The following is a 23,232-nucleotide window of genomic DNA, read 5'->3' on the forward strand; positions in this document are numbered from 1 at the left end:
ACGCCCCCGCGTCCCCCTTGACGTACCCGCACCGTGGATTCGCTTCGGCCCTGTCATGACGCACTCTTGACTGAAAATTCAGTTGAGAGGAAGATTCCAGCCACCCAAGAGAGAGCTTCAGATGACCGCATTCCGTATGCCCGCCGAGTGGTCCGCGCACGAGGGCTGTCTGATGGCCTGGCCCACCCGCCCCGACCTGTGGGGCAGTGTGCTGAACGACGTCAAGGAGGAGTACGCGAACGTCGCCAAGGCCATCGCCGAGTTCGAGCCGGTGACCATGGTCGCCCCGCCCGGTCACGGCGACGACGCCCGCACCTGGTGCGGCCCGGAGATCACCGTCGTGGAGCTCCCGGTGGACGACTCCTGGTTCCGCGACTCCGCCCCGCTGTTCGTCCTCGACGCCGAGGGCCGCCGGGCCGGCGTCGACTTCCGCTTCAACGCCTGGGGCCGCAAGCACCACCCCTACGACGCCGACGACCGGATCAGCTCCCTGCTCCTCGACCACCTCGGCGTGGAGCGCATCGGCTCCGAGATGATCCTCGAAGGCGGCGCGATCACCGTCGACGGCGAGGGCACGCTGATCACGACCGAGCAGTGCCTTCTGCATCCCAACCGGAATCCCGGCATGAACCGGGACGAGATCGAGGCCGAGCTGAAATCCCGGCTGGGCGTCCGTAAGGTTGTCTGGCTTCCGTACGGTGGTCTGCTCGACACCGAGACCGACGGCCACGTGGACGGGGTGTGTGCCTTCGCCGCCCCCGGCAAGGTCGTCGTCTCCCTCCCCGAGGACCCCGCGCACCCCGACTACGCCCGGATGCGGGCCAACCGCGCGGTACTGGAGGTCACCACCGACGCACAGGGCCGCCGCCTGGAGATCGTCGACGTGCCGCAGGCCGCGTTCGTCGACGTCGCCGACGGCGAGGTCGAGGTGTCGTACCTGAACTACTACGTCGCCAACGGCGGTGTCGTCGTGCCCGTGGCCGGTCTGCCCCAGGACGACGCGGCCCTCGCGGTGATCGCCGCGGCCTACCCCGGCCGCAAGGTGGTCGGCGTGCGGGCGCTCGCGATCGCGTTCGGCGGCGGGGGAGTGCACTGCATCACGCAGCAGATCCCCGTCGCCCAGCCCCTGCCGTAACCGGACCGGCCCCCGACCGCTCCTGCCGGACCGTCCGCCGCGGTCCGGCAGCCTCCCCCATCGCGTACGCACAGACCGTACGGAAAGAGAGCGCGACGATGATCACACCCGTACTGCGCGCCAGCAGACGCGCGGGCACCCGACGCGGCCGTGCGTCCGGCCGCCCGCTCGCGGCCGCGGCCGTCCTCCTGACGGCCACGGCCCTGGTCGCGGCCTGCGCGGGACCGCCCAAGGGCGGAGGCGACGCGGGCGACGTGTCCCTGTCGAAGACCACGCCCGCCGCGAAGGGCGAGATCGACTCCTTCACCTGGGCCGTCTACGCCGAGCCGCCCACGCTCGACTACACGGTGGCGTTCGACTACCCGCAGAACACCATCCTGTCCAACGTGTGCGAGAGCCTGATGCGCTGGACCCCGGGCCTCACCCTCGAGCCGGGCCTCGCCCGCAAGGCCTCGAACCCGGACCCCACCACCTGGGTCTACGACCTGCGCGCCGGGGTGAGGTTCCACGACGGCGGGACGATGACCGCCGACGACGTGGTCTACAGCCTCGGCCGGCAGACGGACCCCGACAACGCCGCCGCCTGGGCCCAGAACTTTCAGAACGTCGCCACCGTCCGGAAGACCGGACCGCTCCAGGTCACCGTCAAGCTGAAGAAGCCCGACTCCCAGTTCCCCCAGTACATGGCCACCGCCGCCGGGGTCGTGGCGTCCAAGGCCGGGGTCGAGAAGGCCGGCAAGGACTACGGCACCTCCGGCGGCCTCGCCTGCACCGGTCCGTTCGAGCTCGGCACCTGGAACAAGGGACAGTCCGTCGAGCTCGACCGCTTCGACGGCTACTGGGGCCGCAAGGCCAAGTCCGGCAAGGTCGTCTTCCGCTTCATGACCGATCCCTCGGCCCGCACCAACGCCCTGCTCAGCGGCGAGGCCGACGGCGGCTACCTCATCCCGACCGAGAGCTACGGCCGGCTCAAGGGCAGCGGCGTCGGCACCCTCTACTTCGGCGAGGGACTCAGCACGGTCAACGTCAACATCACGAACATGAAGGGCCCGCTCGGCGACGTCCGGGTCCGCCGTGCGCTCTCCCTCGCGCTCGACCGCTCCGGCTTCGTCGAGGCCGGCCTCGGCGGCGCGGGCACCGTCACCCACTCGCTCACCACCCGGGCCGCCTGGGCCGCGGGTTCACCGGAGACCCGGAAGGCCGCGCTCGACGGCCTGCCGCCCACGGCACCCGACCTGGCGAAGGCCAAGGCGCTCATCAAGGAAGCCGGCGCCACCGGCAGGACCCTCACCGTCGCCACCAGCTCGATCGGCCAGGACGTCTCGCTGCTCGCCACCGCCGTCCAGTCGGCCGGCGCCCAGATCGGCCTCGACATCCGGCTCAAGACCATCGCGCCGAACGCGTTCACCGCCCTGTTCACCGATCCCAAGGCGCGCGAGGGCATCGACATGTTCCCGCTCACCTACTACGACTCGATCACCGACCCGCTGGACCTGCTCCAGAGCTTCAAGACCGGCGCGTACCTGAACTTCGCCGGCTACAGCGACAGGGCGTACGACGAGGGCGTCGACCGGGCCACCGCCGAGTACGACCCCGACAAGCGCCTGACGATCGAGACGCAGCTGCAGAAGCACGCCGCCGAGCGGCTGCTGTGGATCCCGGTGGCCGAGTGGCCCACCGCCGTCTTCCTCAACAAGCGGATCACCGGCGCCCCCACCACCATCGCGTACATGTACTACCCGTGGGCCGCCGATGTGGGGGCCGCACGGTGAGCTTCACGAGATTCGCCGTCCGACGGCTCGCCGAGATGGCCGCCACGCTGCTGTGCGCGTCGTTCGTCGTCTTCGGCGCGATGTACCTGGCGCCGGGCAGCCCCGCGAGCTTCCTGCTCTCGGGCCGCTCGGCCTCGCCCGAGGCGCTCGCCGCGATCAACGCCCAGTACCACCTGGACGACCCCTTCCTGGTCCGGTACCTGCGCTGGCTCGGCGACATGCTCCAGGGCGACTTCGGGCGGTCCATCACCTACCGGACCGACGTCTCCCGGCTGCTGGCCGACCGCCTCCCCACCACCCTGCTGCTCGTCCTGATGGCGCTGCTCGTGGTCGTGGCCGTCGGCCTGGTGCTCGGCCGGGTGGCCGCCGTGCGCGGCGGCGCCACCGACTCCGCCGTGCTCGTCACCACCACCTTCGCCGTGGGCACCCCGTCGTTCGTCGCGGCCGTCCTGCTCCAGGCGCTGTTCGCCGTCAAGCTGGGCTGGTTCCCCAGCGGCGGCGCCGGCGAGGGCTTCCTCGACCAGGTCTGGCACCTGACCCTCCCCGCGATCGCCCTCGCCCTCTACCTGATCGGCATGCTGGCCCGGGTCACCCGCTCGGCGATGCTCGAAGCCCTCGACAGCGAGCACGTCACCGTGGCCCGCAGCCGGGGCGTGCCCGAGCGCCAGGTCATCCGCCGCCATGTGTTCCGCAACTCGCTGGGCACCGTCCTGACCACCGGCGGCCTGATCGTCTCGACCCTGCTGGTCTGCACGATCCTGGTCGAGACCGCGTTCAGCATCGGCGGCATCGGCCAGCTCCTGGAACTGTCCACCTCCACCAAGGACTTCCCGACCGTCCAGGCCATCTCCCTGATCATCGTCGCCCTGTTCATGATCGTGAACCTCATCGTCGACCTCCTGCTCCCCCTGGTCGACCCGCGGATCACCCTCGGATCGAGGAGGTCCTCCGCATGACCGCCGTCCTCACCCGCCGGCCGGGCCTCGCCCGGATCCGTACGGCCGGCTCGCCGCTGCACCTGGTCTGTCTGGGCTTCGTCCTGCTGGTCGTGGCCGCGGCGCTGTTCGCCCCGCTCCTCGTGCCGTACGACCCGAACGCCGTCGACCTCGGCAACGCGCTCGCGGGACCCTCGCCCGAGCACCTGCTCGGCGTGGACGCGGCGGGTCGCGACACCCTCTCCCGGCTGCTCCTGGGAGCCCGCACCTCGCTGCTCGGCCCGCTCGGGGTGGTCCTCTTCTCGACCGTCGCCGGCGTCGTCGTCGGCATGGCCGCGGCCTGGCGGGGCGGCTGGCTGGACTCGCTGCTCTCGCGCAGCACCGAGCTGGTCTTCGCCTTCCCCGGCATGCTGCTGGCGATCCTCATCATCTCGATCTACGGCGAGGGGCTGCTGGCCCCGGTCCTCGCCCTCGCCGTCGCCTACCTGCCCTACGTCAGCCGGCTGACCCGCTCCCTGGTCCTCGCCGAACGCGCCCGCCCCTACGTCAGCGCCTACCAGGTCCAGGGCCACTCGGCGCTCCAGATCTGCCTGCGCCACGTGCTGCCCAACATCGCCCCCGTCGTCCTCGCCCAGTCCACCATCAACTTCGGCTACGCCCTCATGGACCTCGCCGGCCTCTCCTTCCTCGGACTCGGCGTCCCGGCGCTCACCCCCGACTGGGGCCGCATGGTCTTCGACGGCCAGACCGCCGTCCAGCACGGCTACCCGCTGTCCGCGATCCTGCCCTGCGCCCTCATCGTGCTGACGGTGGTCGCGTTCAACGTGGTCGGAGAGCGCTGGGCCGACCGCGTCGCCAGGAGAGACCGATGAACACGACCGACCGGCCCGCACTCGACGTCCGAGGGCTCCGGATCACCCTGCCCGGCACGGCCCGCCCCGTCCTCGACGGGATCGACCTCACCGTCGGGGCCGGCGAGACCGTCGCGCTCGTCGGCGAGTCCGGCTCGGGCAAGAGCCTCACCTCGCGCAGCGCCCTGCGCCTGCTGCCCCCCCGGCGCCGTCACCGAGGGCTCCGTCCTCGTCGACGGCGAGGACGTCCTCACCCTGGACGCCGACCGGCTGCGCACGCTGCGCACCGGCACCGCGGCCATGATCTTCCAGGACCCGCGGGCGGCCATCAACCCGCTCCGGCGCATCGGCGACTTCCTCACCGAGAGCGTCCGCCTGACGAGGACGATGACGGCGGACCGGGCCCGGGCCCGCGCCGTCGAACTCCTGGAGGCGGTGGGCCTGGACGACACCGCCCTGGCCAAGTACCCCGGCCAGGTCTCCGGCGGCATGCTCCAGCGCGTCATGATCGCCGCGGCCCTGATGGGCGACCCGGCCCTGCTGCTCGCCGACGAGCCCACCACCGCCCTGGACGTCACCACCCAGGCGGAGGTCGTCGCCCTCCTCGGCCGGCTGCGCGAGCGCTTCGGCACCGGGCTGCTGTTCGTCACCCACGACCTGGACCTCGCCGCCGCCATCAGCGACCGGGTGTACGTGATGTACGCCGGGCGGATCGCCGAGAGCGGGCCCGCGCGGGAGATCTTCGCGCACCCCCGCCACCCCTACACGGCCGCCCTCCTGGCCTCCACCCCCCGGATGGAGGGCCCGCGCGGCCGGCTCGCCGCCATCGACGGGCAGCCCCCGGACCTCCGGGCTGAGCTGCCGGGCTGCGCCTTCGCCGCCCGCTGCCCGCTGGCGACCGAGGTGTGCGACCTGCGGGCGCCCGCGCCGCTCTCCGCCCCTGGCCGGCCCGCGCACCGGGCCGCCTGCCACCACAGCGACCGGCTCGAAGGGAGCGCAGTCGATGTCTGAGAACCCCGGTGGGCCCGACGAGCCGGACGGTCCGGACCGTCCCGGGCCCGTGCTGGCCGTCGAGGGCCTGCGCCGCAGCTACGGAGCCGTCAAGGCCGTGGACGACGTGTCGTTCACGCTGCCGCACGGCGGATCACTGGGCATCGTGGGGGAGTCGGGCTCCGGCAAGACCACCACGGCGCGGATCGTCGTCGGTCTGGAGTACGCGGACGAGGGCGAGGTGCACGTCCGCGGCCGGTCCCGGACCGAACGGGGCCGCGGCCGGGCGCGGCGGCTGGCCCGGGCCCGCGAGGTCCAGATGGTCTTCCAGGACCCCTACTCCTCGCTCGATCCGCGGACCAGCGTCGAGGCGGCCCTGCGCGAGACGCTGAAGCTGCACTTCCCGGAGCGGGACCACGCCCGGCGGGTGCGGGAGCTGCTCGACCAGGTCGGGCTGGGGACGCGCGCGGCCGACGCGCTGCCGCGCCGGCTGTCCGGCGGGCAGCGGCAGCGGGTGGCCATCGCGCGGGCCCTGGCCGTGGAACCGGCGGTGCTCGTGCTGGACGAGGCGGTGGCGGCGCTGGACGTGTCCGTGCAGGCGCAGATCCTCAACCTGCTCGCCGACATCCGGGAGGAGACCTCGATCGGCTACCTCTTCATCACCCACGACCTCGGCGTGGTCCGCTGCGTCACCGACGAGGTCATCGTGATGCGGCACGGAGCCGTCGTCGAGGCCGGGCGCACCGAGGAGGTGCTGGCCGACCCGCAGCACCCGTACACCCGGCTCCTGCTGGAGTCCGTGCCGCGCCCGGGCTGGGACCCGGAGCGGATCGCGGCCGCCCGCCGGGCGCTGTAGGGGCGGCGGGAAGCGGGCGGCTCAGACGCCGGCCGCGAGGGTGCGGACCAGGGTCCGCAGCACCGCCCCGTCCTCGATCCCGGCCTCCAGCGACTCCACCGCCGCCAGTCCGTCGACGGCCGCGGCGACCGCCTCGCCGAGCGGGCGGGGGTCGATCCCGCCGCCGCGCTCGTCGGCCAGCACCTGGAAGAGGGCGACGAAACAGGCGCGCCAGCGCCGGTACTCCGCCGCCAGGGACTCCCGTACCCGCTCGTCGTTCAGGGCGTGCCAGTGCAGCGCGGAGTGGAGGTGGGCGAGGTCCGTGCTCTCGGGCCCGTCGAGCAGGGCGAGGACGCGTTCCGCGCGCTCGGCGAAGGTGCCGGGGGCGGCGACGGCCTCCTCCAGCGGCAGCACCCACTCGGGGCGGATGTCCTCGACGACGGCCAGCACGAGGTCGGTGCGGTCCTGGAAGTGGTAGTGGCACATCCCGTGCGAAACCCCGCACAGCGCGGCCACGTTGCGGGTGGTGAACCGCTCGCCCAGCTCGCCGGCCAGCAGGGTGCGGGCGGCCGCGATCAGGCGCGCACGGGTCTGCTCGCCCTTCGCCGAGGCCCGCGACCGCGGTGTCGCGGGCCTCGGGGGCGGGGGAGCGGTGAGGTTCCGGGAGTCCTTCGCGGATGCGGCCATGGGCTCACTCTAGCCAGGGCCCCCGGCCGTCACCTGCGGCTTCCGCGGCTTCGGCGGCCGATCCGCGGGGCGACGGGCGCGGTGCGGGCCGGGGTGGCCGAAGAAGGCCGTCCGAAAATATTGACCGAGCGCTCGGTCAGTTCTACGTTTCCGAAGCAACCGCGGGCGTTCCGCGGGGAGTTGACAGCTGGAGGCAGCAATGAACGATCACGCCGAGAGCGGCCCGCGCGGCGCCGGAGGCCTGGGCAGGCGCCGGTTCCTGAAGGCCGCCGGACTCGCGGCCGTCGGCACGGCCCTGGCCGGCACCGAGGCCTACGCGGGCGTCCGCTCGCTCGCCGCCCGGGCCGCGGCCGGCACGTTCGCCGTCCCGATCGAGGACGTCCGCCACACCCGTACCTGGATGGCCTTCCCCGACAGCACCTCGATCTGGGGCAGCAAGCTGAGCGGGGTCCAGGCGGACATCGCGCTGATCGCCCGCACCATCGCGAAGTACGAGCCGGTCATCGTGTGCGCCAACTCGGGCAGCGCCGCCAAGGCCCGCTCGCTGTGCGGCTCCACGGTCACCGTCATCAGCTCCATCCCCGTCGACGACTGCTGGATGCGCGACACCGGCCCGGTCTTCCGCACCGACGGGGCCGGCGGCCTCGACGCGGTCGGCCTCAACTTCAACGGGTGGGGCAACCGGCAGACCCACGCCAGGGACGAGCTCGTCGCCGAGCGGATCGCCGCCTACGTCGGGGTCCCCTTCACCTACGCCGACCTCGTCGGCGAGGGCGGCGCCATCGAACAGGACGGCGCCGGCACGCTGATGGCCACCCGCAGCAGCATCGTGAACAACAACCGCAACCCCGGGATGACGGAGCGCCAGATCGAGGCGGCCATGTGTGCCGCCTACGGCGCCTCCAAGGTCATCTGGTTCGACGGCGTCCGCAACCAGGACATCACCGACGACCACGTCGACGCGACCTCGCGCTTCCTCGCCCCCGGCAAGGCGCTGGTGCAGATGCCGCTGTCCACCGACACCGACGTCTACGCGAAGGACGCCCGCCAGCAGTACCAGATCCTGTCCTCGGCCACGACGGCCGGCGGCGCCCCGATGGCCGTCAGCAAGCTCCAGGGCCCCGACTACTACAAGATCCGCTCCACCAACAAGGACTTCCTCGCCTCCTACGCCAACTACTACGTCTGCAACGGGGCGATCATCTCCGGCCAGTTCGGCGACACCGCGGCCGACACCGCCGCCAAGGCCACCCTCGCCCGGCTCTACCCGGGCCGTGTGATCGAGCAGCTCAACATCGACCGGCTCGGCACCGGCGGCGGCGGCATCCACTGCGTCACCCAGCAGCAGCCCGTCCGCTGACGGACCCGCGTCCGGCCGGGATCGGGCGAACCGCTCCCGCCCCGGCCGGACGCCACCCCTCTCGTCCCGCACAGCCGAGGAAAGGCGCACAGGTGAGCGACAAGTCAGGCAACAACGGCGGGGGCGGCCTCCGGGCCGGCGGCCTCGGCACCTTCGACTCCGTGGTCATGGCGGTCGCGGGCTGCGGCCCCGCGTACACCGTGGTGGCCCTGATCCCCGCCCTCGTCGCGGCGGTCGGCCTCGCCGCCCCCGCCGCGCTGCTCTACGGCGCGGTCCCGATGGTCGGCATCGCCCTCGCCTTCCGGTACCTGGGGCGGCTGGACGTCAGCTCCGGCGCCACCTACTCCTGGGCCGCCAGGGCGCTGCACCCCGCCCTCGGCTTCCTCGGCGGGTGGGCCGTGGTCGCCGCGACCACGCTCTTCGTCATCGCCTCCACGACCCCCACCGGCGCGGCCACCCTGTCCCTGCTGGGCGCGCGCCCGGCGGAGGACGGCCTCCTCGCCACGGCGGTCGGCCTCGGCCTGTTCCTCCTGACGGCCGCCCTCACGGGCTCGGGCGTACGGATCGCCGCCGGGGTACGCGCCGTCGCCGTCGCCGCCCAACTGGCCGTCCTGCTCGTGGTGGCCGGGGCGGCGCTGACCCGGGACGCGCACGCCGCGTCCTTCTCCCTCTCGTGGTTCGGCCTCGGCCACTTCGACGCCGGCCACTCCTTCACCGCCGGCGCGCTGATCGTCGGAGCCCTCTACTGGGGCTGGGACGTGACGGCCAACCTCAGCGAGGAGACCCGCGGCGGCCGCGGCGGCTCGGGCCTCGGCGGACTGATCGGCCTCCTGGTCGTCGCCGCCACCCTGATCACCCTGACCGTCAGCGCGAACGTGCTCCTCGGCCCCGACGCCACGACCTGGGCGGACGGCGGCTTCCTGCGCCGGCTCGGCGAGGCCGCCTGGCCGGGCACCGGCGGGAACCTGCTCGCCCTCGCCGTACCGCTCGCCATGGTCGCGACGCTGGAGACCACCCTCCTCCAGGCCACCCGCACCCTGTTCGCCATGGGCCGCGACCGCACCGTCCCCGCCTTCCTCGGCCGCGTCCATCCCCGGCGCAGGACCCCCGTGGCCGCCACCCTGGCCGTCACCGCGGTCACCGTGACGAGCCTGGCCCTGGTCGCGCTCACCGACCGCGGGGTCGCCCTCCTCGACGACGCCCTCATGGGCATCGGCCTGCTGATCGCCTTCTACTACGCGCTGGCCGGCCTCGCCGTCGCCGTGGCCTGCCGCGGCGTGCTCCTCACCTCGCCCGGCCGCTTCGTCCTGCTGGGACTGTGGCCGCTCCTCGGCACGGCCTTCAACGTCTGGATCCTCGAAGCCTCGGTCCGCACGCTCACCGCCACCCAGCTCGCCATCGGCCTCGGCGCGCTGGCGACCGGCCTCGTCCCCCTGGGCACGGCGTGGTTCCAGGGCGGGCGGTCCTACTTCCGCCCCCGGCCGCTCGGCCCGTACGGCACGGGCACCGCCGAGGACCGCCTCACCGAACCGCTCCCGGCGCCCGGCCGGGCCGACGGCCGGCGCGACGGGCTCCTCTCGGACTTCTGAACCGCGCCGCCCCGCACCACGCGAGGGGAGAACCGACCCGATGAGGGAGCACCGCATGTCCGCATGGCTGCGCCGGGGCCCGGCGGCCCCCGACTACGACCCCGCCTTCGGCGACACCGAACTCGCCGAGGGACGCGAGGACGTGCTCCTCGGCCGCTGGGAGGGCGCCCGCGACCTGCTCGCGCGGACACCCGGCGACTGGGACCGGCGGGCCCACCGCATCCGGCTGCTCGCCGACGCCGCCGCCGGGCGCCGCACGGTGGACCTGTGGCAGGCGTCGGAGCCCGGCAACCCCGACGCCGCCGTGCTCCGCGCGGAGACCGAGGTGATGCGGATGTTCGCCGCCGCCCGCTCCGGACGCGCCCCGGACGCCGGACGGCTGGGCCGGGCGGCCCGGTTCTGCCACCGGGCGGCCGAGCTCGCCCCCGCCGACCCGCACCCCTGGGTCTCGCTGCTCGCCCTCGGCCGGCTCCACCCGGACGGGCACTCCGCGATGTCCGCGTGGTGGCGCGAGCTCCTCGCCCGCGACCCGTACCACCGGGAGGGGCACCACCAGGCGCTGCGCCACCTCTCCGCCCGCTGGCACGGCTCGTACGGAGCGGCGCTCAACTTCGCCTGGGACGCGGCCGGCTGCGCCCCGCAGGGCTCGCCGCTCGCGATCCTCGCGCAGGTGGCGCGGGCCGAGCACTACCGCCACCGGGTCCGTACGGAGGGGCGGGCGGCGCTCGGCCTGGCGCACCACTGGAGCGACGAGCGGGCCCGCGGGGACCTGCTGCACGCCCTCGACGCGTGGATCGTCCACCGGCGTCCGCACGCGCAGGACGTCGCCGACCTCAACCATCTGGCGCACGGCCTGGTCAAGGCCGGCATGACCGACCGCGCGGGCGAAGTCTTCCGGCTGCTCGGCAACCGGGCCACCGAGGTGCCCTGGGACTGCTCCGGGGACCCCGAGCGGCTGTTCACCCGCTGGCGGGACGCGACGGCGTCCGGCTGAACACCGGCCCCCGCCGCGCCCCGCCGGTCAGGCGGAACACCGGCCCCCGCCCCGCCGGTCAGGCCGACCGCAGCGCGTCCGTCGGGGACGAGCCGGCGGCGCGCAGTGCCGGGTAGATCCCGGCGAGCGCGGCCACCAGGACGGAGACCACCGGGCCCGCGACGCCCATGGCGAGCGGGACGGCGGCGGGCCACCCCTGGGCGAAGGCGTACCCGTACACGGTCAGCCCGCCCATGACGAGCCCGGCGACCCCGCCGACGAAGCCCATCAGCACCGCCTCCAGCAGGAACTGGGCGGCGATCTGCCCGCCCCGCGCGCCGAGCGCGCGGCGCAGCCCGATCTCGCCGCGGCCCTGGACGGCGACGGTCGCCACCGGCACCGTGGGCGACCGGGCCTTCATCGAGGTCGGCAACACCGGACCCGTCGTCGACCCCGAGGAGCTCCCCGAGCTGTTCGAACCGTTCCGGCGCGGAGCCGAGCGCCGCGCCGACGGCGCCGGCCTCGGCCTCGCCGTCGTCCGGGCGATCACGGCCACCCACCACGGCGAGATCACCGCCGGTCCCCGGCCCGGGGGCGGCCTCACGGTCCGGGTCGAACTGCCCCGCAGGTCCGGGGAGACCGCCGGCTCGTGACGACGCGCCGTGAACCCTGGACCAGGGCCCGCCCGTTGTCATAGCCTCCCCGTACCGAGACACGAAGGCCGTGCACCGGTCCGGCCCCTGCCCGTGTCCGGACGGACACGGGCCTCCGTAACTCGTTTCCCACGGTGTCGTTCTGCGTTCATACGACGCAACGAAGGCGGTCCTCAATGTCCGGCACGGAGTCCTCCGACTACACCCAGCGGCTCGCGCGGCTCGAGACCTCGGGCATCAAGCGGCTGTTGCCGACCCAGGCGCCGTACCGGTGGAACCTGAAGCGCCTGGGCCTGGGCCGGGTGCTCGACGTGGGCTGCGGACTCGGGCGCAACCTGCTGAACTGCGGCCCCGACAGCGTCGGCGTCGACCACAACGCGACCTCGGTCGCCACCTGCCGCGAGCGCGGCCTGACCGCCTACACGCCGGACGAGCTCGCCGGGGCCGAGGACTGCGGACCCGGCTCCTTCGATTCGCTGCTCTGCGCCCACGTGCTGGAGCACATGGACGAGGCGCTGGGGAACTCGATCCTGGAGCAGTACCTGCCGCTGGTGAAGCCGGGCGGCTCGGTGGTCCTGATCTGTCCGCAGGAGGCGGGCTACAAGACGGACGCCACCCACGTGCGCTTCGTCGACTTCGAGGGCCTGCGCGGGCACGCGGAGAAGGTGGGCCTGACCATCGACCGCACCTACTCCTTCCCCTTCGCGCGCTCGGTCGGCAAGGTCTTCCCCTACAACGAGTTCATCCTGGTCGCCCGCACCTAGCCCGTGTCTTCCGGATCGGGCCCGGCCCCGCCTCACGGCACCCGGGCGGTCCACTCCGGGGTGGCGAACTTCGTCTCCGCGAGCTCCTTCGCCCGGGCCAGCTCCTCCTCCGTGACCGTGCCCTCGGACAGGCCGTAACGGGAGCGGAAGGAGGCGACCATCCGCTCGATGACCGCCTCCCGGGGCAGCCCGGTCTGGCGGCGCAGCGGGTCCACGCGCTTCTTGGCGCTCTTGGTGCCCTTGTCGGAGAGCTTCTCCCGGCCGATGCGCAGCACCTCGGTCATCTTGTCGGCGTCGATGTCGTACGCCATGGTCACGTGGTGCAGCACCGCACCGCCGCCCGTGACCATGCGCTTCTGCGCGGCGCCCGCGATCTTGCCCGCCTCGGTCGCGATGTCGTTGAGCGGCTGGTACCACGCCTTGACGCCCATGTCGCCGAGGGCGCCCAGCACCCAGTCGTCCAGATACGCGTAGCTGTCGGTGAAGGACAGGCCCTGGACCAGGGCGTCGGGGACCGAGAGCGAGTACGTGATGGTGTTGCCCGGCTCGATGAACATCGCCCCGCCGCCGCTGATCCGGCGCACCACCTCGATGCCGTGCCGCTCCGCCGCCTCCGGGTCCACCTCGTTGCGCAGCGACTGGAAGCTGCCGATGACGACGGCGGGGGAGCCCCACTCCCACACCCGCAGGGTCGGCGGCCGGCGGCCCGCGGCGACCTCGGCGGTCAGCACCTCGTCGAGCGCCATGTGCAGGGCGGGGGACTGCGGCGGCTCGTGGATCAGCTGCCAGGCGTAGTCCGTCCAGTCCGTGGCGTGCGCCAGGGCCCGGCGGACCGCCACCCCGATGCCCTCCGTGGTCAGCCCGTACATCTGCGTCCCCGGCGGCAGCGCCGCGTCGATCCGGGCGGCGAGACCGGCCGCGTCCGTGTCGGCCGCTGCGCCCTCCAGCGCGCGGTCGATCGCCAGGATCGCCTCGTCGGGTTCCAGGAAGAAGTCGCCCGCGACCCGGACCCGGCGCAGCGCGCCGTCCTCCACGTCGAGGTCGACGACGACCAGCTTGCCGCCCGGAACCTTGTACTCGCCGTGCACGGGACCCTCCCTGGATGTAAGGGGTGAACTCGATCAAAGCGTACTCGGGGCCCGCCGGTCGTCCCCCGGTTGTCCACAGGTCGTCGCGGGGCCTCCGGAATGTCAGCCGGTTGTGCTTGGCTGGTCACATGACCGGACACAGCGAGCTCACGGACCCGACCGCCCCCTCCGCCGACGCCTTCGGCGCCTTCCTCGCCCACGTCCTCGCCGGCGGCACGAGCGAGGTGGAGGAGGCGGTCCGCAAGGCGGCGGCCGCCGAGATCATGCCGCGCTTCCGGCAGCTCGGCGCGGAGGAGATCGTCGAGAAGAACGGGCCGCACGACCTGGTCACCGTCGCCGACCGGGCCGCCGAGGCCCACCTGACCGCCTCCCTCACCGCCCTGCTTCCCGGCTCCGTCGTCGTCGGCGAGGAGGCCGTGCACGCCGACCCCGCGGTGTACGAGGCGCTCAAGGGCGACGCCCCCGTCTGGATCGTCGACCCCGTGGACGGCACCCGCCAGTTCGTGCACGGTGAGGCGGGCTTCTGCACCCTGGTCGCCCTCGCCCGGCACGGCGAGCTCCTGGCCTCCTGGACCTACGCGCCCGTCCTGGAGGAGCTGGCCGTCGCCGTGCGCGGCGGCGGGGCCACGGTCAACGGGGAGGTCATACGGTCGGGCTCGCCCGCCCCGGGAGCGGCCCTCGCCATCGCCACCTCGCACCCCGACTACACCACCCCCGACCAGAAGCGCGCCCTGCTCGGACTGCGCACCGAGGGCGTCCGCCCCCGCCCCTGCGGCTCGGCGGGCCTGGAGTACCTGGCCGTCGCCAAGGGCGAGCTCGACGCCGTCGCCTTCTCCTGGGAGTACGCCTGGGACCACGCCGCCGGACTGCTCCTGGTCGCGGAGGCGGGCGGCACGGACCGCACCCTCACCGGCGAGCGGTACCGCATCACCGGGGGCAACGCGCTGCCCTTCACCGCGGCCCGGGACGCGGCCACCGCGGAGTGGGTCCGGTCACTGCTCGGGGCCGGGTAAGTCCCTTACGGAGCCGCACCTATGCTGGGATCCTGGCCATCGGCTGACGAAGGAGTCCGAAGGTGACGTCGATGCTCGATGCCGTCGTCGTGGGGGCGGGACCCAACGGACTGACCGCCGCCGTGGAGCTCTCCCGGCGCGGCTTCTCCGTGGCGGTCTTCGAGGCGAAGTCCACCGTGGGCGGCGGAGCGCGGACCGAGGAGCTCACGCTCCCCGGCTTCCGCCACGACCCCTGCTCGGCGGTCCACCCGCTGGGCGCCGGATCGCCGGTCTTCAAGACGATGCCGCTGGACCGCCACGGCCTGGAGTGGCTGCACCCCGCGCTGCCCATGGCCCACCCCTGGGACGACGGCACCGCGGCCGTCCTCTCCCGCTCCGTCGCCGAGACCGCCGCCTCCTTCGGCCCGCGCGACGCCGGCACCTACCGGCGGCTCGTCGCGCCCTTCCTCGGCAGGTGGGACACCCTCAGCGCGGACTTCATGCAGCTGCCGCTCACGGCGCTGCCCCGCGACCCGGTCACCCTCGCCCGCTTCGGACTCGCCGGCGTCCCGCCGTCGACCTGGCTGACCCGCCGCTTCCGCGACGAGAAGGCGCGCGCCCTGTTCGCCGGGCTCGTCGGCCATGTCATCGCCCCGCTCGACGGCTTCGCGACCAGCGCCGTCGGCCTGGTCTTCGCGCTGGCCGCGCACGCGGGCGGCTGGCCGCTGCCCCGCGGCGGCTCCCAGTCCATCTCCGACGCCCTCGCCGCGTACCTCAAGGAGCTCGGCGGCGCCGTCCACACCGACTACGAGGTCAAGCGGCTGGACGACCTCCCGCCGGCCCGCGCGTACGTCTTCGACACCTCGCCCACCGCCCTCGCCCGGATCGCCGGCCTCGGCGGCCACTACGACTCCTACCGCTACGGCGCCAGCGCGTTCAAGATCGACTACGCGCTCTCGGGGCCCGTGCCGTGGACCGCCGAGGCCGCGCGCCGGGCCGGCACCGTCCAGATCGGTCCCACCGCGGGGGAGATCGGCACCGCCCTGCGCCAGGCCTCCTCCGGCACGGCCCCCGACACCCCCTTCCTCATCGCCGCCCAGCCCAGCCTCGTCGACCCCGGCCGCGCCCCCGAGGGCAAGCACGTCTTCTGGGTCTACGGCCACGTCCCCAACGGCTGGCGGGGCGACCTCACCGACGCGATCGAGCGGCAGATCGAGCGCTTCGCCCCCGGCTTCCGCGACCTCGTCCTGGCCCGCGCCACCGCCGGCCCGCCCGAACTCGCTGAGCGCAACGCGAACTACGTCGGCGGCGACATCGCCTGCGGTGCCGCCCGCGGCCTCCAGCTGGTGCTGCGCCCCAAGCTGTCCCTCTTCCCCTACTCCACCCCGCACCCGGCGGTCTTCCTCTGCTCCTCCGCCACCCCGCCGGGCCCCGGGGTCCACGGCATGTCCGGGCACAACGCGGCCAAGGCGGTCTGGCGCCGACTGCGCGCCCTCGTCCGGTAGGCCGCCGCCGGGACCTCCGCCCGCCCCCGGGCCGACCCGGCCCGCCCCGCTCCGTCCGGTAAAGCCCGTGCGGGACCGGGGCGGGTGGCGGGAGGATGGAGAGATGACCAGCAGGCCCTCGATCGTCCTCGTCCTGGGCGACATCACGTACCAGCACGCCGACGTCATCGTGAACGCCGCCAACTCCTCGCTGCTCGGCGGCGGAGGGGTGGACGGCGCGATCCACCGCAAGGGCGGACCCGCGATCCTCGCCGAGTGCCGCGCCCTGCGCGCCGGCCACTACGGCCGCGGCCTGCCCACCGGCCGCGCCGTCGCCACCACCGCGGGCGAGCTCGCCGCCCGCTGGGTCGTCCACACCGTCGGCCCCGTGTACAGCCGGGAGGAGGACCGCTCCGAGCTGCTGGCCTCCTGCTACGGGGAATCCCTGCGGGTGGCCGCCGAGCTCGGGGCCGAGACCGTCGCCTTCCCCGCCGTCTCCACCGGGATCTTCGGCTGGCCCATGGACGACGGCGCGCGCATCGCGATCCGCACCGTCCGCGAGGAGGCCGCCGCCCCCGTCAAGGAGGTCCGCTTCGTGCTCTTCGACCGGGAGGCGTACGAGGTCTTCGTCACGGCGCTCGCGGAGGCCGACGCCGGCGGACGTTGATGTCGTTTTCTCGCCAGCCGGGCCGCCGCCGATCACGGATCCTTGAGCCATGCACACCGACACCGAGCGCTGCGTGCGGGCCGTCCGCTCGAAGGACGCCCGCTTCGACGGCGTCTTCTTCACCGCCGTCCGCACCACTCGGATCTACTGCCGGCCCAGCTGCCCGGCCGTCCCGCCCAAGGACGAGAACATGGAGTTCCACCCCAGCGCCGCCTCCTGCCAGCGGGCCGGGTTCCGGGCCTGCAAGCGCTGCCGCCCCGACACCAGCCCCGGCTCGCCGCAGTGGGACGTGCGCGCCGACGCCGTCGCCCGTGCCATGCGCCTGATCCGGGACGGGGTCGTGGACCGGGAGGGCGTGCCGGGGCTCGCCGCCCGGCTCGGCTACTCCGCCCGCCAGATCGAGCGGCAGCTGCTCGCCGAGCTCGGCGCCGGGCCGCTCGCGCTCGCCCGCGCCCAGCGCGCCCAGACCGCCCGGCTGCTCATCGAGACCACCCCGCTGCCGATGGCCGAGATCGCCTTCGCGGCCGGCTTCTCCTCCATCCGCACCTTCAACGACACCGTCCGCGAGGTCTTCGCCCTCGCCCCCGGCGAACTCCGCTCCCGCGCCGGCGGACCCCGCACCGCCCCCGCCGCGACCCCCGGCACGATCGCCCTCCGGCTGCCGTTCCGCGCCCCGCTCAACCCCTCCAACCTCTTCGGCCACCTCGCCGCGACCGCCGTCCCCGGCGTCGAGGAGTGGCGCGACGGCGCCTACCGCAGGACCCTCGCCCTCCCGTACGGGCACGGCATCGTCGCCCTCGCGCCCCGCGCCGACCACGTCCTGTGCCGGCTCTCCCTCACCGACCCCCGCGACCTCACCCACGCCATTAGCCGCTGCCGCTGGCTGCTCGACCTGGACGCTGACCCCGTCGCCGTCGACGGGCAGCTGCGCGCCGACCCGCTGCTCGCGCCGCTGGTCGACGCGGCGCCCGGACGACGGGTGCCGCGCACCGTGGACGCCGCCGAGTTCGCCGTCCGGGCCGTGCTCGGCCAGCAGGTCTCCACGGCCGCCGCCCGCACCCACGCGGCCCGCCTGGTCACCGCGCACGGCGTCCCCGTCGACGACCCCGAGGGCGGTCTCACCCACCTCTTCCCGGCCCCCGCGGCCCTCGCCGGGCTCGACCCGGAGACCCTCGCGCTGCCCCGCAGCCGCCGCACCACCCTGCTCACCCTCGTCCGGGCCCTCGCCGACGGCGCCCTCACCCTGGGCCCGGAGAGCGACTGGGACGAGGCCCGTGCCCGGCTGCGGGACCTGCCCGGCTTCGGCCCGTGGACCACCGAGGTCATCGCGATGCGCGCGCTCGGCGACCCCGACGCCTTCCTCCCCGGCGACCTCGGCGTCCGCCGTGCCGCCGAAGGCCTCGGCCTGCCCGGCACCCCCGCCGCGCTCACCGCCCGCGCCGCCCACTGGCGGCCCTGGCGGGCCTACGCGGTCCAGTACCTCTGGGCCACCGACGCCCACCCGATCAACCACCTCCCCGCCTAAGGAAGCGCCGCCCCATGCCCACCCTCCAGCACACGGTCGTGGACAGCCCCTACGACCCGCTGACCCTGGTAGCCGTCGACGGCGTCCTCAGCCGCATCCACATGACCGGCCAGCGCCACCGCCCGCCGGAGGACACCTTCGGCACGCCCGACCCCCGCCCCTTCGACGAGGCGGTCCGCCAGCTCGACGCCTACTTCGCCGGCGAACTCACCGCGTTCGACCTGCCGTTGCACCTCGTCGGCACCCCGTTCCAGCTGCGCGTCTGGGAGCAGCTGAGGCTCATCCCGTACGGGGAGACCCGGACGTACGGCGAACTCGCCGAGGCCCTCGGCAACCCCGGCGCCTCCCGCGCGGTCGGCCTGGCCAACGGCAAGAACCCGGTCTCCATCGTCGTCCCCTGCCACCGCGTCATCGGCGCCGGCGGCTCCCTCACCGGCTACGGCGGCGGCCTGGACCGCAAGCAGCGCCTGCTCGCCTTCGAGTCGGGCGCCGGAGCCGCCGGGGACACCCTCTTCTAGGCGGTGTCTAGCGCAGCCGCTCCAGCAGCGCGGGCAGCGCCGTCCCGATCGGCTCGCGCACGACCTCGTCCGCCAGCGGATCGTACGGCGTGGGCTCGGCGTTCACGATGATCAGCCGGGCCCCGTGCTCGGCCGCGATCCCCGCGAGCGAGGCGGCCGGCTGCGCCTGCAGGCTCGTGCCGACGGCGACGAACACCTCGGCCGCCTTGGCGATGGACATCGCGTTCCCCAGCACCACCGGGTCCAGCCGCTGGCCGAACATCACCGTCGCCGTCTTGAGGATCCCGCCGCACTCCGCACAGGCCGGGTCGTCCTCGCCGGCCCGCACCCGGTCCAGGGCCTCGGCCGTCGACGAGCGGGCGTGGCACGCGGTGCAGACCACCGAGCGCGCGGAGCCGTGCAGTTCGAGCACCTTGCGCTCGGGGACCCCGGCGGCCTGGTGCAGCCCGTCCACGTTCTGCGTCACCACCCGCAGCGCGTGCCCGCTCTTCTCGAAGGCCGCGACCGCGTGGTGCGCCACGTTCGGCTCGGCGCTCAGGACCGGACCGTCGAGCCGCATCCGCCAGGAGCGGCGGCGGACGTCCGGGTCGGCCATGTACGGCCCGTAGGTGACGAGCCGCTCGGCCTCCGGGTCGCGCCGCCAGAGCCCGTCGGGGCCCCGGTAGTCGGGGATGCCCGAGTCGGTGGAGATTCCGGCTCCGCTGAGGATCGCGACCATGCTCATGCCGCGAGCGTAGAGCGGCCCGAACGCCCCGCGCGAGCCGATAATCCGGTCGGCGTCCCTGCCCGTGGCCGCACGGCTCAGCGGGCCGGGCGGCCGTCCTCCAGCTCCGCCGGGCCGTTGCCGGCCGCCAGGGCGTCGAGGGCCGCCAGCACCCGCGGGCCCAGACTGCCCGGCAGGTGGGCCGTGGCCTCGGCCGGGTCGATCAGCTTCCAGGAGACCAGCTCCTTCTCCTGGAGCCGGATCGCCGCGCACTGCGCGTCCGACAGCACCCCGCCGTCGTACAGGTACGCCACGATCGGCGGCCGTCCCGTCCGCTGCGCCCAGTCGACCGCCAGGAGCGGGCCCAGCGGCACGTCCAGGCCGATCTCCTCGGCGGTCTCCCGGCGGGCCGCCTGGCGGGGCGTCTCGCCCGTGTCGGACTCGACCGTGCCGCCCGGCAGCGCCCAGCCCTCCCGGTAGTTCGGCTCCACGATCAGGATCCGGCCGGCGGCGTCCCGGAAGAGCGCGGCGGCCGCGGCCAGCACACGGGGCAGGCCCGCGATGTACGTGGCGTAGTCGGCGGGTTCGGAGGTCGTCATCCCGTCAGCGTAGCGAGCCGCAGGGTCCGTTCGGCGAGTTCGCCGATCCGCACGCCGTCGTAGCCGGACACCGCGCTGCGCACCCGGTCGCGCAGCGGCTCCGACCACTGCGGCGGGATGGCCGCCGCCCCGCACAGCACGCCGGCCACCGAGCCGGCGGTCGCCCCGTTGGAGTCGGTGTCCAGCCCGCCGCGCACGGTGAGCGTGATGGTACGGGTGAAGTCGCCCTCCCCGTACAGGAGTCCGGCGGTCAGCACCGCCGCGTTGGGGACGGTGTGGATCCAGCCGAGGCCGCCGGTCTCCTTCCGCAGCTCGGCGAGGGTCTCGGACCACTCCAGGCCCGCCTCGTGCAGGGTCATGGTGTGCCGCACCGCCCTGGCGAGCCGGCTGCTCGCCGGGACGCGCTCCAGGGCGGTCTCCAGGGCGGCGCGCGGGCCGGGCGCGGTGAAGGCCGCGGCGACCAGGGCGGCCGCCCACATCGCCCCGTACACCCCGTTGCCCGTGTGCGACAGGACCGCGTCCCGGCGGGCCAGCGAGGCGGCCCGGCGCGGGTCGCCGGGGGAGGTCCAGCCGTAGACGTCCGCACGGATCAGCGCCCCGATCCACTCCTGGTGCGGATTGTCGTACGTGGCCGTCAGCGGGGGCTTCAGCCCGTTGGCGAGGTTGCGGTAGGCGACCCGCTCGGCGGTGAAGGTCTGCAGATAGGGCAGCCGCAGCAGCCACAGCTCGCCGACCTGCTCGGTGGTGAAGGCGAAGCCCCGTGTCTCCAGGAGGTGCAGGACCAGGATCGAGTAGTCGATGTCGTCGTCCCGGCAGCTGCCGTGGATCCGGCCGCGCACGCACTGCGGCCACTCGGGCCGCAGCTCGAAGCCGTCCGCGTCGGCGGTGGGGGGCGGGGGCAGGTAGTCGGTGAGCGGGAGGGCGTCGGTGAGCCGCAGGTAGGCGTCGATCCGCTCGGGCGTCCAGTGGTCGCCGCGCTCGACCGGCTTGCCGAGCATGTTCCCCGCGATCCGCCCCGTCCAGCCGCCGAGGATCCGGTCGGCGAGTTCGCCGTGCTTGAGGAGGCCCATGCGTCCGGTGTACCGAACGCGCCGGCGCCGCGCGCGCCGACGCACCCGCGCGGCCCAGCGCGCCCGGTCCGACCGGTGGCCCGGGCGGCGGGTCCGGCCCGGCCGGCCGGTTCCCCCCCCCGGGCCGATGCCCGGCGCCCGCTCCGGGCCCGCGCGGCCCGATCCCGCGCCGGTCCGGGCCCGCGCGGCCCGATCCCGCGCCGGTCCGGCCCCGTCGCCCTGATCCGGCACCCGGTCCCGCCGCTCAGCCGTCCTCGCCGCCGGTACGGGACTTCGCCGCCCGGCGCAGCCGGTGGTGCCGGGACGGACCCTGCTCGGTGATCGCCTCGCCGACCGCCGCCCGGACCGCGTCCCGCACCCCGTGCAGCGCCTGGTGCCGGGCCGGGCCCGCGCCCGGGTCCTCGCGGAGCTCCTTCAGGAGGGCCCAGCACAGGCCCAGCATCACCAGTACGAAGGGCAGCGCGACCAGGATGGTCGCCGTCTGCAGCGAGCTGAGTCCGCCCGCCACCAGCAGCACCGCCGCGACCGCGGCCATCAGCACGCCCCAGGCCACCACCAGCCAGGTCGGCGGGTCCAGCGCGCCCCTGCTGGTCAGCGAGCCCATCACCAGGGAGGCCGAGTCGGCGCTGGTCACGAAGTAGGTCATCACCAGGAGCATCGCCAGGTACGAGGTGACCGTGCCGATCGGCAGCGCGTCGAGCATCGCGAACAGCGAGGCCTCCGGGCCGTCCTTGACCGCGCTCGCCAGGTCCGCCTCGCCGGTGGACTGCAGCCGGATCGCGGTGCCGCCCATCACGCAGAACCAGATGACCGTCGCCCCCGAGGGCACGAGCAGCACCCCGAAGAGGAACTCCCGCACGGTCCGGCCGCGCGAGATGCGGGCGATGAAGGTGCCGACGAAGGGGGCCCAGGACAGCCACCACGCCCAGTAGAAGATCGTCCAGGCGCCCAGCCAGGCCCGGTCCGTGAACGCCCCGGTGCGGCTGGCCATCGGCAGCAGCTGGTGCAGGTAGCCGCCGACCGAGGCCGGGATGGTGTCGAGGACGTAGACGGTGGGGCCGATCAGGAAGACGAAGAGCGCCATGCAGCCGGCGAGCACGATGTTCAGCGTGGAGAGCCACTTCACGCCCTTGTGCAGGCCGGAGAAGGCCGAGAGGACGAAGGCCGCCGACAGCGAGACGATGATGATCAGCTCGGTGGCCGTGGAGTCCTTCACCCCCATCGTCAGGTTCAGGCCCTCGGCGACCTGGAGCGCGCCGAGCCCCAGGCTGGTCGCCGTGCCGAAGACCGTCGCGAAGACCGCGAGCAGGTCGATCGCCTTGCCCGGCCAGGACCGGGCCCTGCGCTCGCCCATCAGCGGGACGAAGGCGGCGCTGAGGGTGTTGCCGCGCCCCTTGCGGAAGCCCGCGTAGGCCAGGGCGAGGCCCGCGATGCCGTAGATCGCCCACGGGGTGAGCGTCCAGTGGAAGAACGAGTACTCCAGGGCCGTCCGGGCCGCCTCCCCGGACTGCGGCGGCACCCCGCTCGCCGGTGGCGGGCTCAGGAAGTGCTGGAGCGGTTCGCCCACGCCGTAGAACATCAGGCCGATGCCCATTCCGGCGCTGAACATCATCGCGATCCAGGCGAGATTGGTGAATTCCGGCTCCGAATCGTCGGCGCCGAGCCGGATACGGCCGTAACGGCTCAGCGCGATCACCACGCACAGCACCAGGAAGACGTCGGCGGCGGTCACGAAGAGCCAGGCGAAATTCGACAGGACCCAGTTCAGGGCGGAGGAGGAGGCGCTGTCGAAGGAGTCCTTGCCGAGGGCCGCCCAGCCGACCACGCCGACGACGACCGCCATGCCGAGGGCGATGACTTTCGCGTCGGGGCCGGGGGAGGGGGCCGGACCAGGGCCTTCTCCTGATGTTTGATCGATCGGTTCCGTACTCATGATGGCCCACTATGGTGCGGAATATCGCTTTATCAGGGGGTGGCACGCCGTCTTGCCGTGCGGATAAGGTCGGCCTCGGCGCGACTGCACGTTCGAAAGCAAGGGATGC

At 74.0% G+C, this 23,232-nt stretch carries 23 protein-coding genes; 16 read left to right on the forward strand and 7 right to left on the reverse strand.

Translation table 11 applies throughout. The annotated features are described in order from the left end of the window. The first annotated feature begins 121 nt into the window (after positions 1 to 121). The 6 genes from ABD981_RS07610 (at position 122) to ABD981_RS07640 (ending at position 6,539) form a co-directional block, all read left to right on the forward strand. The gene (locus tag ABD981_RS07610) at positions 122 to 1,135 is read left to right on the forward strand and encodes an agmatine deiminase family protein (RefSeq protein ID WP_046911083.1); all 1,014 of its coding nucleotides are present in this window, start codon (positions 122 to 124) and stop codon (positions 1,133 to 1,135) included. A 98-nt stretch (positions 1,136 to 1,233) separates the two neighbouring features. After that, positions 1,234 to 2,907, forward strand: coding sequence for an ABC transporter substrate-binding protein (locus ABD981_RS07615; protein ID WP_123955064.1), 1,674 nt, complete (start codon positions 1,234 to 1,236; stop codon positions 2,905 to 2,907). Then, positions 2,904 to 3,863 (forward strand): ABC transporter permease, encoded by a 960-nt coding sequence (locus tag ABD981_RS07620; RefSeq protein ID WP_123955063.1) that lies wholly within the window; start codon positions 2,904 to 2,906, stop codon positions 3,861 to 3,863. The genes ABD981_RS07615 and ABD981_RS07620 overlap by 4 nt, the downstream gene beginning before the upstream one ends. Continuing rightward, positions 3,860 to 4,714: an ABC transporter permease gene (locus tag ABD981_RS07625; RefSeq protein ID WP_046911082.1), complete on the forward strand. Its 855-nt coding sequence runs from the start codon at positions 3,860 to 3,862 to the stop codon at positions 4,712 to 4,714. Before ABD981_RS07620 ends, ABD981_RS07625 begins: the two co-directional genes overlap by 4 nt. A 249-nt stretch (positions 4,715 to 4,963) precedes the next feature. Next, entirely contained in the window at positions 4,964 to 5,704 is a 741-nt protein-coding gene (locus tag ABD981_RS07635) for an ABC transporter ATP-binding protein (RefSeq protein WP_345528657.1), read from the forward strand. Then, complete coding sequence (locus tag ABD981_RS07640) at positions 5,697 to 6,539, forward strand: ABC transporter ATP-binding protein (protein WP_046911080.1); 843 nt, start codon at positions 5,697 to 5,699, stop codon at positions 6,537 to 6,539. The genes ABD981_RS07635 and ABD981_RS07640 overlap by 8 nt, the downstream gene beginning before the upstream one ends. 21 nt (positions 6,540 to 6,560) lie before the next feature. Here ABD981_RS07640 and ABD981_RS07645 read toward each other — a convergent pair whose 3' ends face one another. Further along, positions 6,561 to 7,205 (reverse strand): TetR/AcrR family transcriptional regulator, encoded by a 645-nt coding sequence (locus ABD981_RS07645; RefSeq protein ID WP_123955062.1) that lies wholly within the window; start codon positions 7,203 to 7,205, stop codon positions 6,561 to 6,563. 199 nt (positions 7,206 to 7,404) lie between these two features. On the opposite strand from ABD981_RS07645, the gene ABD981_RS07650 reads away from it, so the two are divergent. From ABD981_RS07650 to ABD981_RS07660, 3 genes are all read left to right on the forward strand, one after another. After that, entirely contained in the window at positions 7,405 to 8,565 is a 1,161-nt protein-coding gene (locus tag ABD981_RS07650; protein ID WP_046911079.1) for an agmatine deiminase family protein, read from the forward strand. Positions 8,566 to 8,657: 92 nt separating this feature from the next. Beyond that, positions 8,658 to 10,154 carry an APC family permease gene (locus ABD981_RS07655; RefSeq protein WP_046911078.1) on the forward strand — a complete coding sequence of 499 codons (1,497 nt, stop codon included), beginning with the start codon at positions 8,658 to 8,660 and terminating at the stop codon, positions 10,152 to 10,154. Positions 10,155 to 10,209: 55 nt separating this feature from the next. Then, complete coding sequence (locus ABD981_RS07660; protein ID WP_046911077.1) at positions 10,210 to 11,148, forward strand: hypothetical protein; 939 nt, start codon at positions 10,210 to 10,212, stop codon at positions 11,146 to 11,148. 58 nt (positions 11,149 to 11,206) lie between these two features. Here ABD981_RS07660 and ABD981_RS07665 read toward each other — a convergent pair whose 3' ends face one another. After that, positions 11,207 to 11,521 (reverse strand): ABC transporter permease, encoded by a 315-nt coding sequence (locus tag ABD981_RS07665; protein WP_240495430.1) that lies wholly within the window; start codon positions 11,519 to 11,521, stop codon positions 11,207 to 11,209. A gap of 7 nt (positions 11,522 to 11,528) precedes the next feature. On the opposite strand from ABD981_RS07665, the gene ABD981_RS07670 reads away from it, so the two are divergent. Together ABD981_RS07670 and ABD981_RS07675 are read left to right on the forward strand one after the other, a co-directional pair. Beyond that, a complete protein-coding gene (locus tag ABD981_RS07670) occupies positions 11,529 to 11,780 on the forward strand; it encodes a sensor histidine kinase (protein WP_046911076.1) in 252 nt (83 codons plus the stop codon). A 176-nt stretch (positions 11,781 to 11,956) separates the two neighbouring features. Further along, positions 11,957 to 12,544: a class I SAM-dependent methyltransferase gene (locus ABD981_RS07675; RefSeq protein WP_046911075.1), complete on the forward strand. Its 588-nt coding sequence runs from the start codon at positions 11,957 to 11,959 to the stop codon at positions 12,542 to 12,544. A gap of 32 nt (positions 12,545 to 12,576) precedes the next feature. Here the strand turns inward: ABD981_RS07675 and lplAB are convergent, their stop codons facing one another. Then, positions 12,577 to 13,632 (reverse strand): lipoate-protein ligase LplAB, encoded by a 1,056-nt coding sequence (lplAB, locus tag ABD981_RS07680; protein ID WP_046911074.1) that lies wholly within the window; start codon positions 13,630 to 13,632, stop codon positions 12,577 to 12,579. 128 nt (positions 13,633 to 13,760) lie between these two features. Here lplAB and ABD981_RS07685 point away from each other — a divergent pair, with 128 nt between their 5' ends. The 5 genes from ABD981_RS07685 to ABD981_RS07705 all read left to right on the forward strand — a co-directional run bounded on the left by ABD981_RS07685 (position 13,761) and on the right by ABD981_RS07705 (position 18,818). Further along, the gene (locus ABD981_RS07685) at positions 13,761 to 14,645 is read left to right on the forward strand and encodes an inositol monophosphatase family protein (protein ID WP_123955060.1); all 885 of its coding nucleotides are present in this window, start codon (positions 13,761 to 13,763) and stop codon (positions 14,643 to 14,645) included. 62 nt (positions 14,646 to 14,707) lie between these two features. Continuing rightward, positions 14,708 to 16,129, forward strand: a complete 1,422-nt coding sequence (locus tag ABD981_RS07690) for a phytoene desaturase family protein (protein WP_046911073.1) — start codon at positions 14,708 to 14,710, stop codon at positions 16,127 to 16,129. 103 nt (positions 16,130 to 16,232) lie between these two features. Beyond that, positions 16,233 to 16,775, forward strand: a complete 543-nt coding sequence (locus tag ABD981_RS07695) for an O-acetyl-ADP-ribose deacetylase (protein ID WP_046911072.1) — start codon at positions 16,233 to 16,235, stop codon at positions 16,773 to 16,775. 49 nt (positions 16,776 to 16,824) lie between these two features. After that, positions 16,825 to 18,300, forward strand: coding sequence for an AlkA N-terminal domain-containing protein (locus ABD981_RS07700; protein ID WP_046911071.1), 1,476 nt, complete (start codon positions 16,825 to 16,827; stop codon positions 18,298 to 18,300). A gap of 14 nt (positions 18,301 to 18,314) precedes the next feature. After that, positions 18,315 to 18,818, forward strand: a complete 504-nt coding sequence (locus ABD981_RS07705; protein ID WP_046911070.1) for a methylated-DNA--[protein]-cysteine S-methyltransferase — start codon at positions 18,315 to 18,317, stop codon at positions 18,816 to 18,818. Between the two features lie 7 nt (positions 18,819 to 18,825). On the opposite strand, the gene ABD981_RS07710 is transcribed toward ABD981_RS07705, so the two are convergent. From ABD981_RS07710 to ABD981_RS07725, 4 genes are all read right to left on the reverse strand, one after another. Beyond that, a complete protein-coding gene (locus tag ABD981_RS07710) occupies positions 18,826 to 19,542 on the reverse strand; it encodes an SIR2 family NAD-dependent protein deacylase (RefSeq protein ID WP_046911069.1) in 717 nt (238 codons plus the stop codon). Between the two features lie 77 nt (positions 19,543 to 19,619). Beyond that, positions 19,620 to 20,120 (reverse strand): NUDIX domain-containing protein, encoded by a 501-nt coding sequence (locus tag ABD981_RS07715; RefSeq protein WP_046911068.1) that lies wholly within the window; start codon positions 20,118 to 20,120, stop codon positions 19,620 to 19,622. Beyond that, the gene (locus tag ABD981_RS07720; protein ID WP_046911067.1) at positions 20,117 to 21,190 is read right to left on the reverse strand and encodes an ADP-ribosylglycohydrolase family protein; all 1,074 of its coding nucleotides are present in this window, start codon (positions 21,188 to 21,190) and stop codon (positions 20,117 to 20,119) included. The genes ABD981_RS07715 and ABD981_RS07720 overlap by 4 nt, the downstream gene beginning before the upstream one ends. Before the next feature lie 244 nt (positions 21,191 to 21,434). After that, on the reverse strand, positions 21,435 to 23,123 hold the full coding sequence (locus ABD981_RS07725; protein WP_046910694.1) for a BCCT family transporter: 1,689 nt from the start codon (positions 23,121 to 23,123) through the stop codon (positions 21,435 to 21,437). Positions 23,124 to 23,232: the final 109 nt, after the last annotated feature.

Origin of the sequence: Streptomyces showdoensis (genome assembly GCF_039535475.1) — a bacterium.
In the GTDB taxonomy this organism is placed as follows: Bacteria; Actinomycetota; Actinomycetes; order Streptomycetales; family Streptomycetaceae; genus Streptomyces; species Streptomyces showdoensis.

What these genes read in the sequence shown, in the direction of transcription:
- ABD981_RS07610 (WP_046911083.1), top strand. Translation starts at nt 122, where the DNA reads ATGACCGCATTCCGTATGCCCGCCGAGTGGTCCGCGCACGAGGGCTGT.
- ABD981_RS07615 (WP_123955064.1), top strand. Translation starts at nt 1,234, where the DNA reads ATGATCACACCCGTACTGCGCGCCAGCAGACGCGCGGGCACCCGACGC.
- ABD981_RS07625 (WP_046911082.1), top strand. Translation starts at nt 3,860, where the DNA reads ATGACCGCCGTCCTCACCCGCCGGCCGGGCCTCGCCCGGATCCGTACG.
- ABD981_RS07640 (WP_046911080.1), top strand. Translation starts at nt 5,697, where the DNA reads ATGTCTGAGAACCCCGGTGGGCCCGACGAGCCGGACGGTCCGGACCGT.
- ABD981_RS07645 (WP_123955062.1), bottom strand. Translation starts at nt 7,205, where the DNA reads ATGGCCGCATCCGCGAAGGACTCCCGGAACCTCACCGCTCCCCCGCCC.
- ABD981_RS07650 (WP_046911079.1), top strand. Translation starts at nt 7,405, where the DNA reads ATGAACGATCACGCCGAGAGCGGCCCGCGCGGCGCCGGAGGCCTGGGC.
- ABD981_RS07660 (WP_046911077.1), top strand. Translation starts at nt 10,210, where the DNA reads ATGTCCGCATGGCTGCGCCGGGGCCCGGCGGCCCCCGACTACGACCCC.
- ABD981_RS07675 (WP_046911075.1), top strand. Translation starts at nt 11,957, where the DNA reads ATGTCCGGCACGGAGTCCTCCGACTACACCCAGCGGCTCGCGCGGCTC.
- ABD981_RS07685 (WP_123955060.1), top strand. Translation starts at nt 13,761, where the DNA reads ATGACCGGACACAGCGAGCTCACGGACCCGACCGCCCCCTCCGCCGAC.
- ABD981_RS07695 (WP_046911072.1), top strand. Translation starts at nt 16,233, where the DNA reads ATGACCAGCAGGCCCTCGATCGTCCTCGTCCTGGGCGACATCACGTAC.
- ABD981_RS07700 (WP_046911071.1), top strand. Translation starts at nt 16,825, where the DNA reads ATGCACACCGACACCGAGCGCTGCGTGCGGGCCGTCCGCTCGAAGGAC.
- ABD981_RS07705 (WP_046911070.1), top strand. Translation starts at nt 18,315, where the DNA reads ATGCCCACCCTCCAGCACACGGTCGTGGACAGCCCCTACGACCCGCTG.
- ABD981_RS07710 (WP_046911069.1), bottom strand. Translation starts at nt 19,542, where the DNA reads ATGAGCATGGTCGCGATCCTCAGCGGAGCCGGAATCTCCACCGACTCG.
- ABD981_RS07715 (WP_046911068.1), bottom strand. Translation starts at nt 20,120, where the DNA reads ATGACGACCTCCGAACCCGCCGACTACGCCACGTACATCGCGGGCCTG.
- ABD981_RS07720 (WP_046911067.1), bottom strand. Translation starts at nt 21,190, where the DNA reads ATGGGCCTCCTCAAGCACGGCGAACTCGCCGACCGGATCCTCGGCGGC.
- ABD981_RS07725 (WP_046910694.1), bottom strand. Translation starts at nt 23,123, where the DNA reads ATGAGTACGGAACCGATCGATCAAACATCAGGAGAAGGCCCTGGTCCG.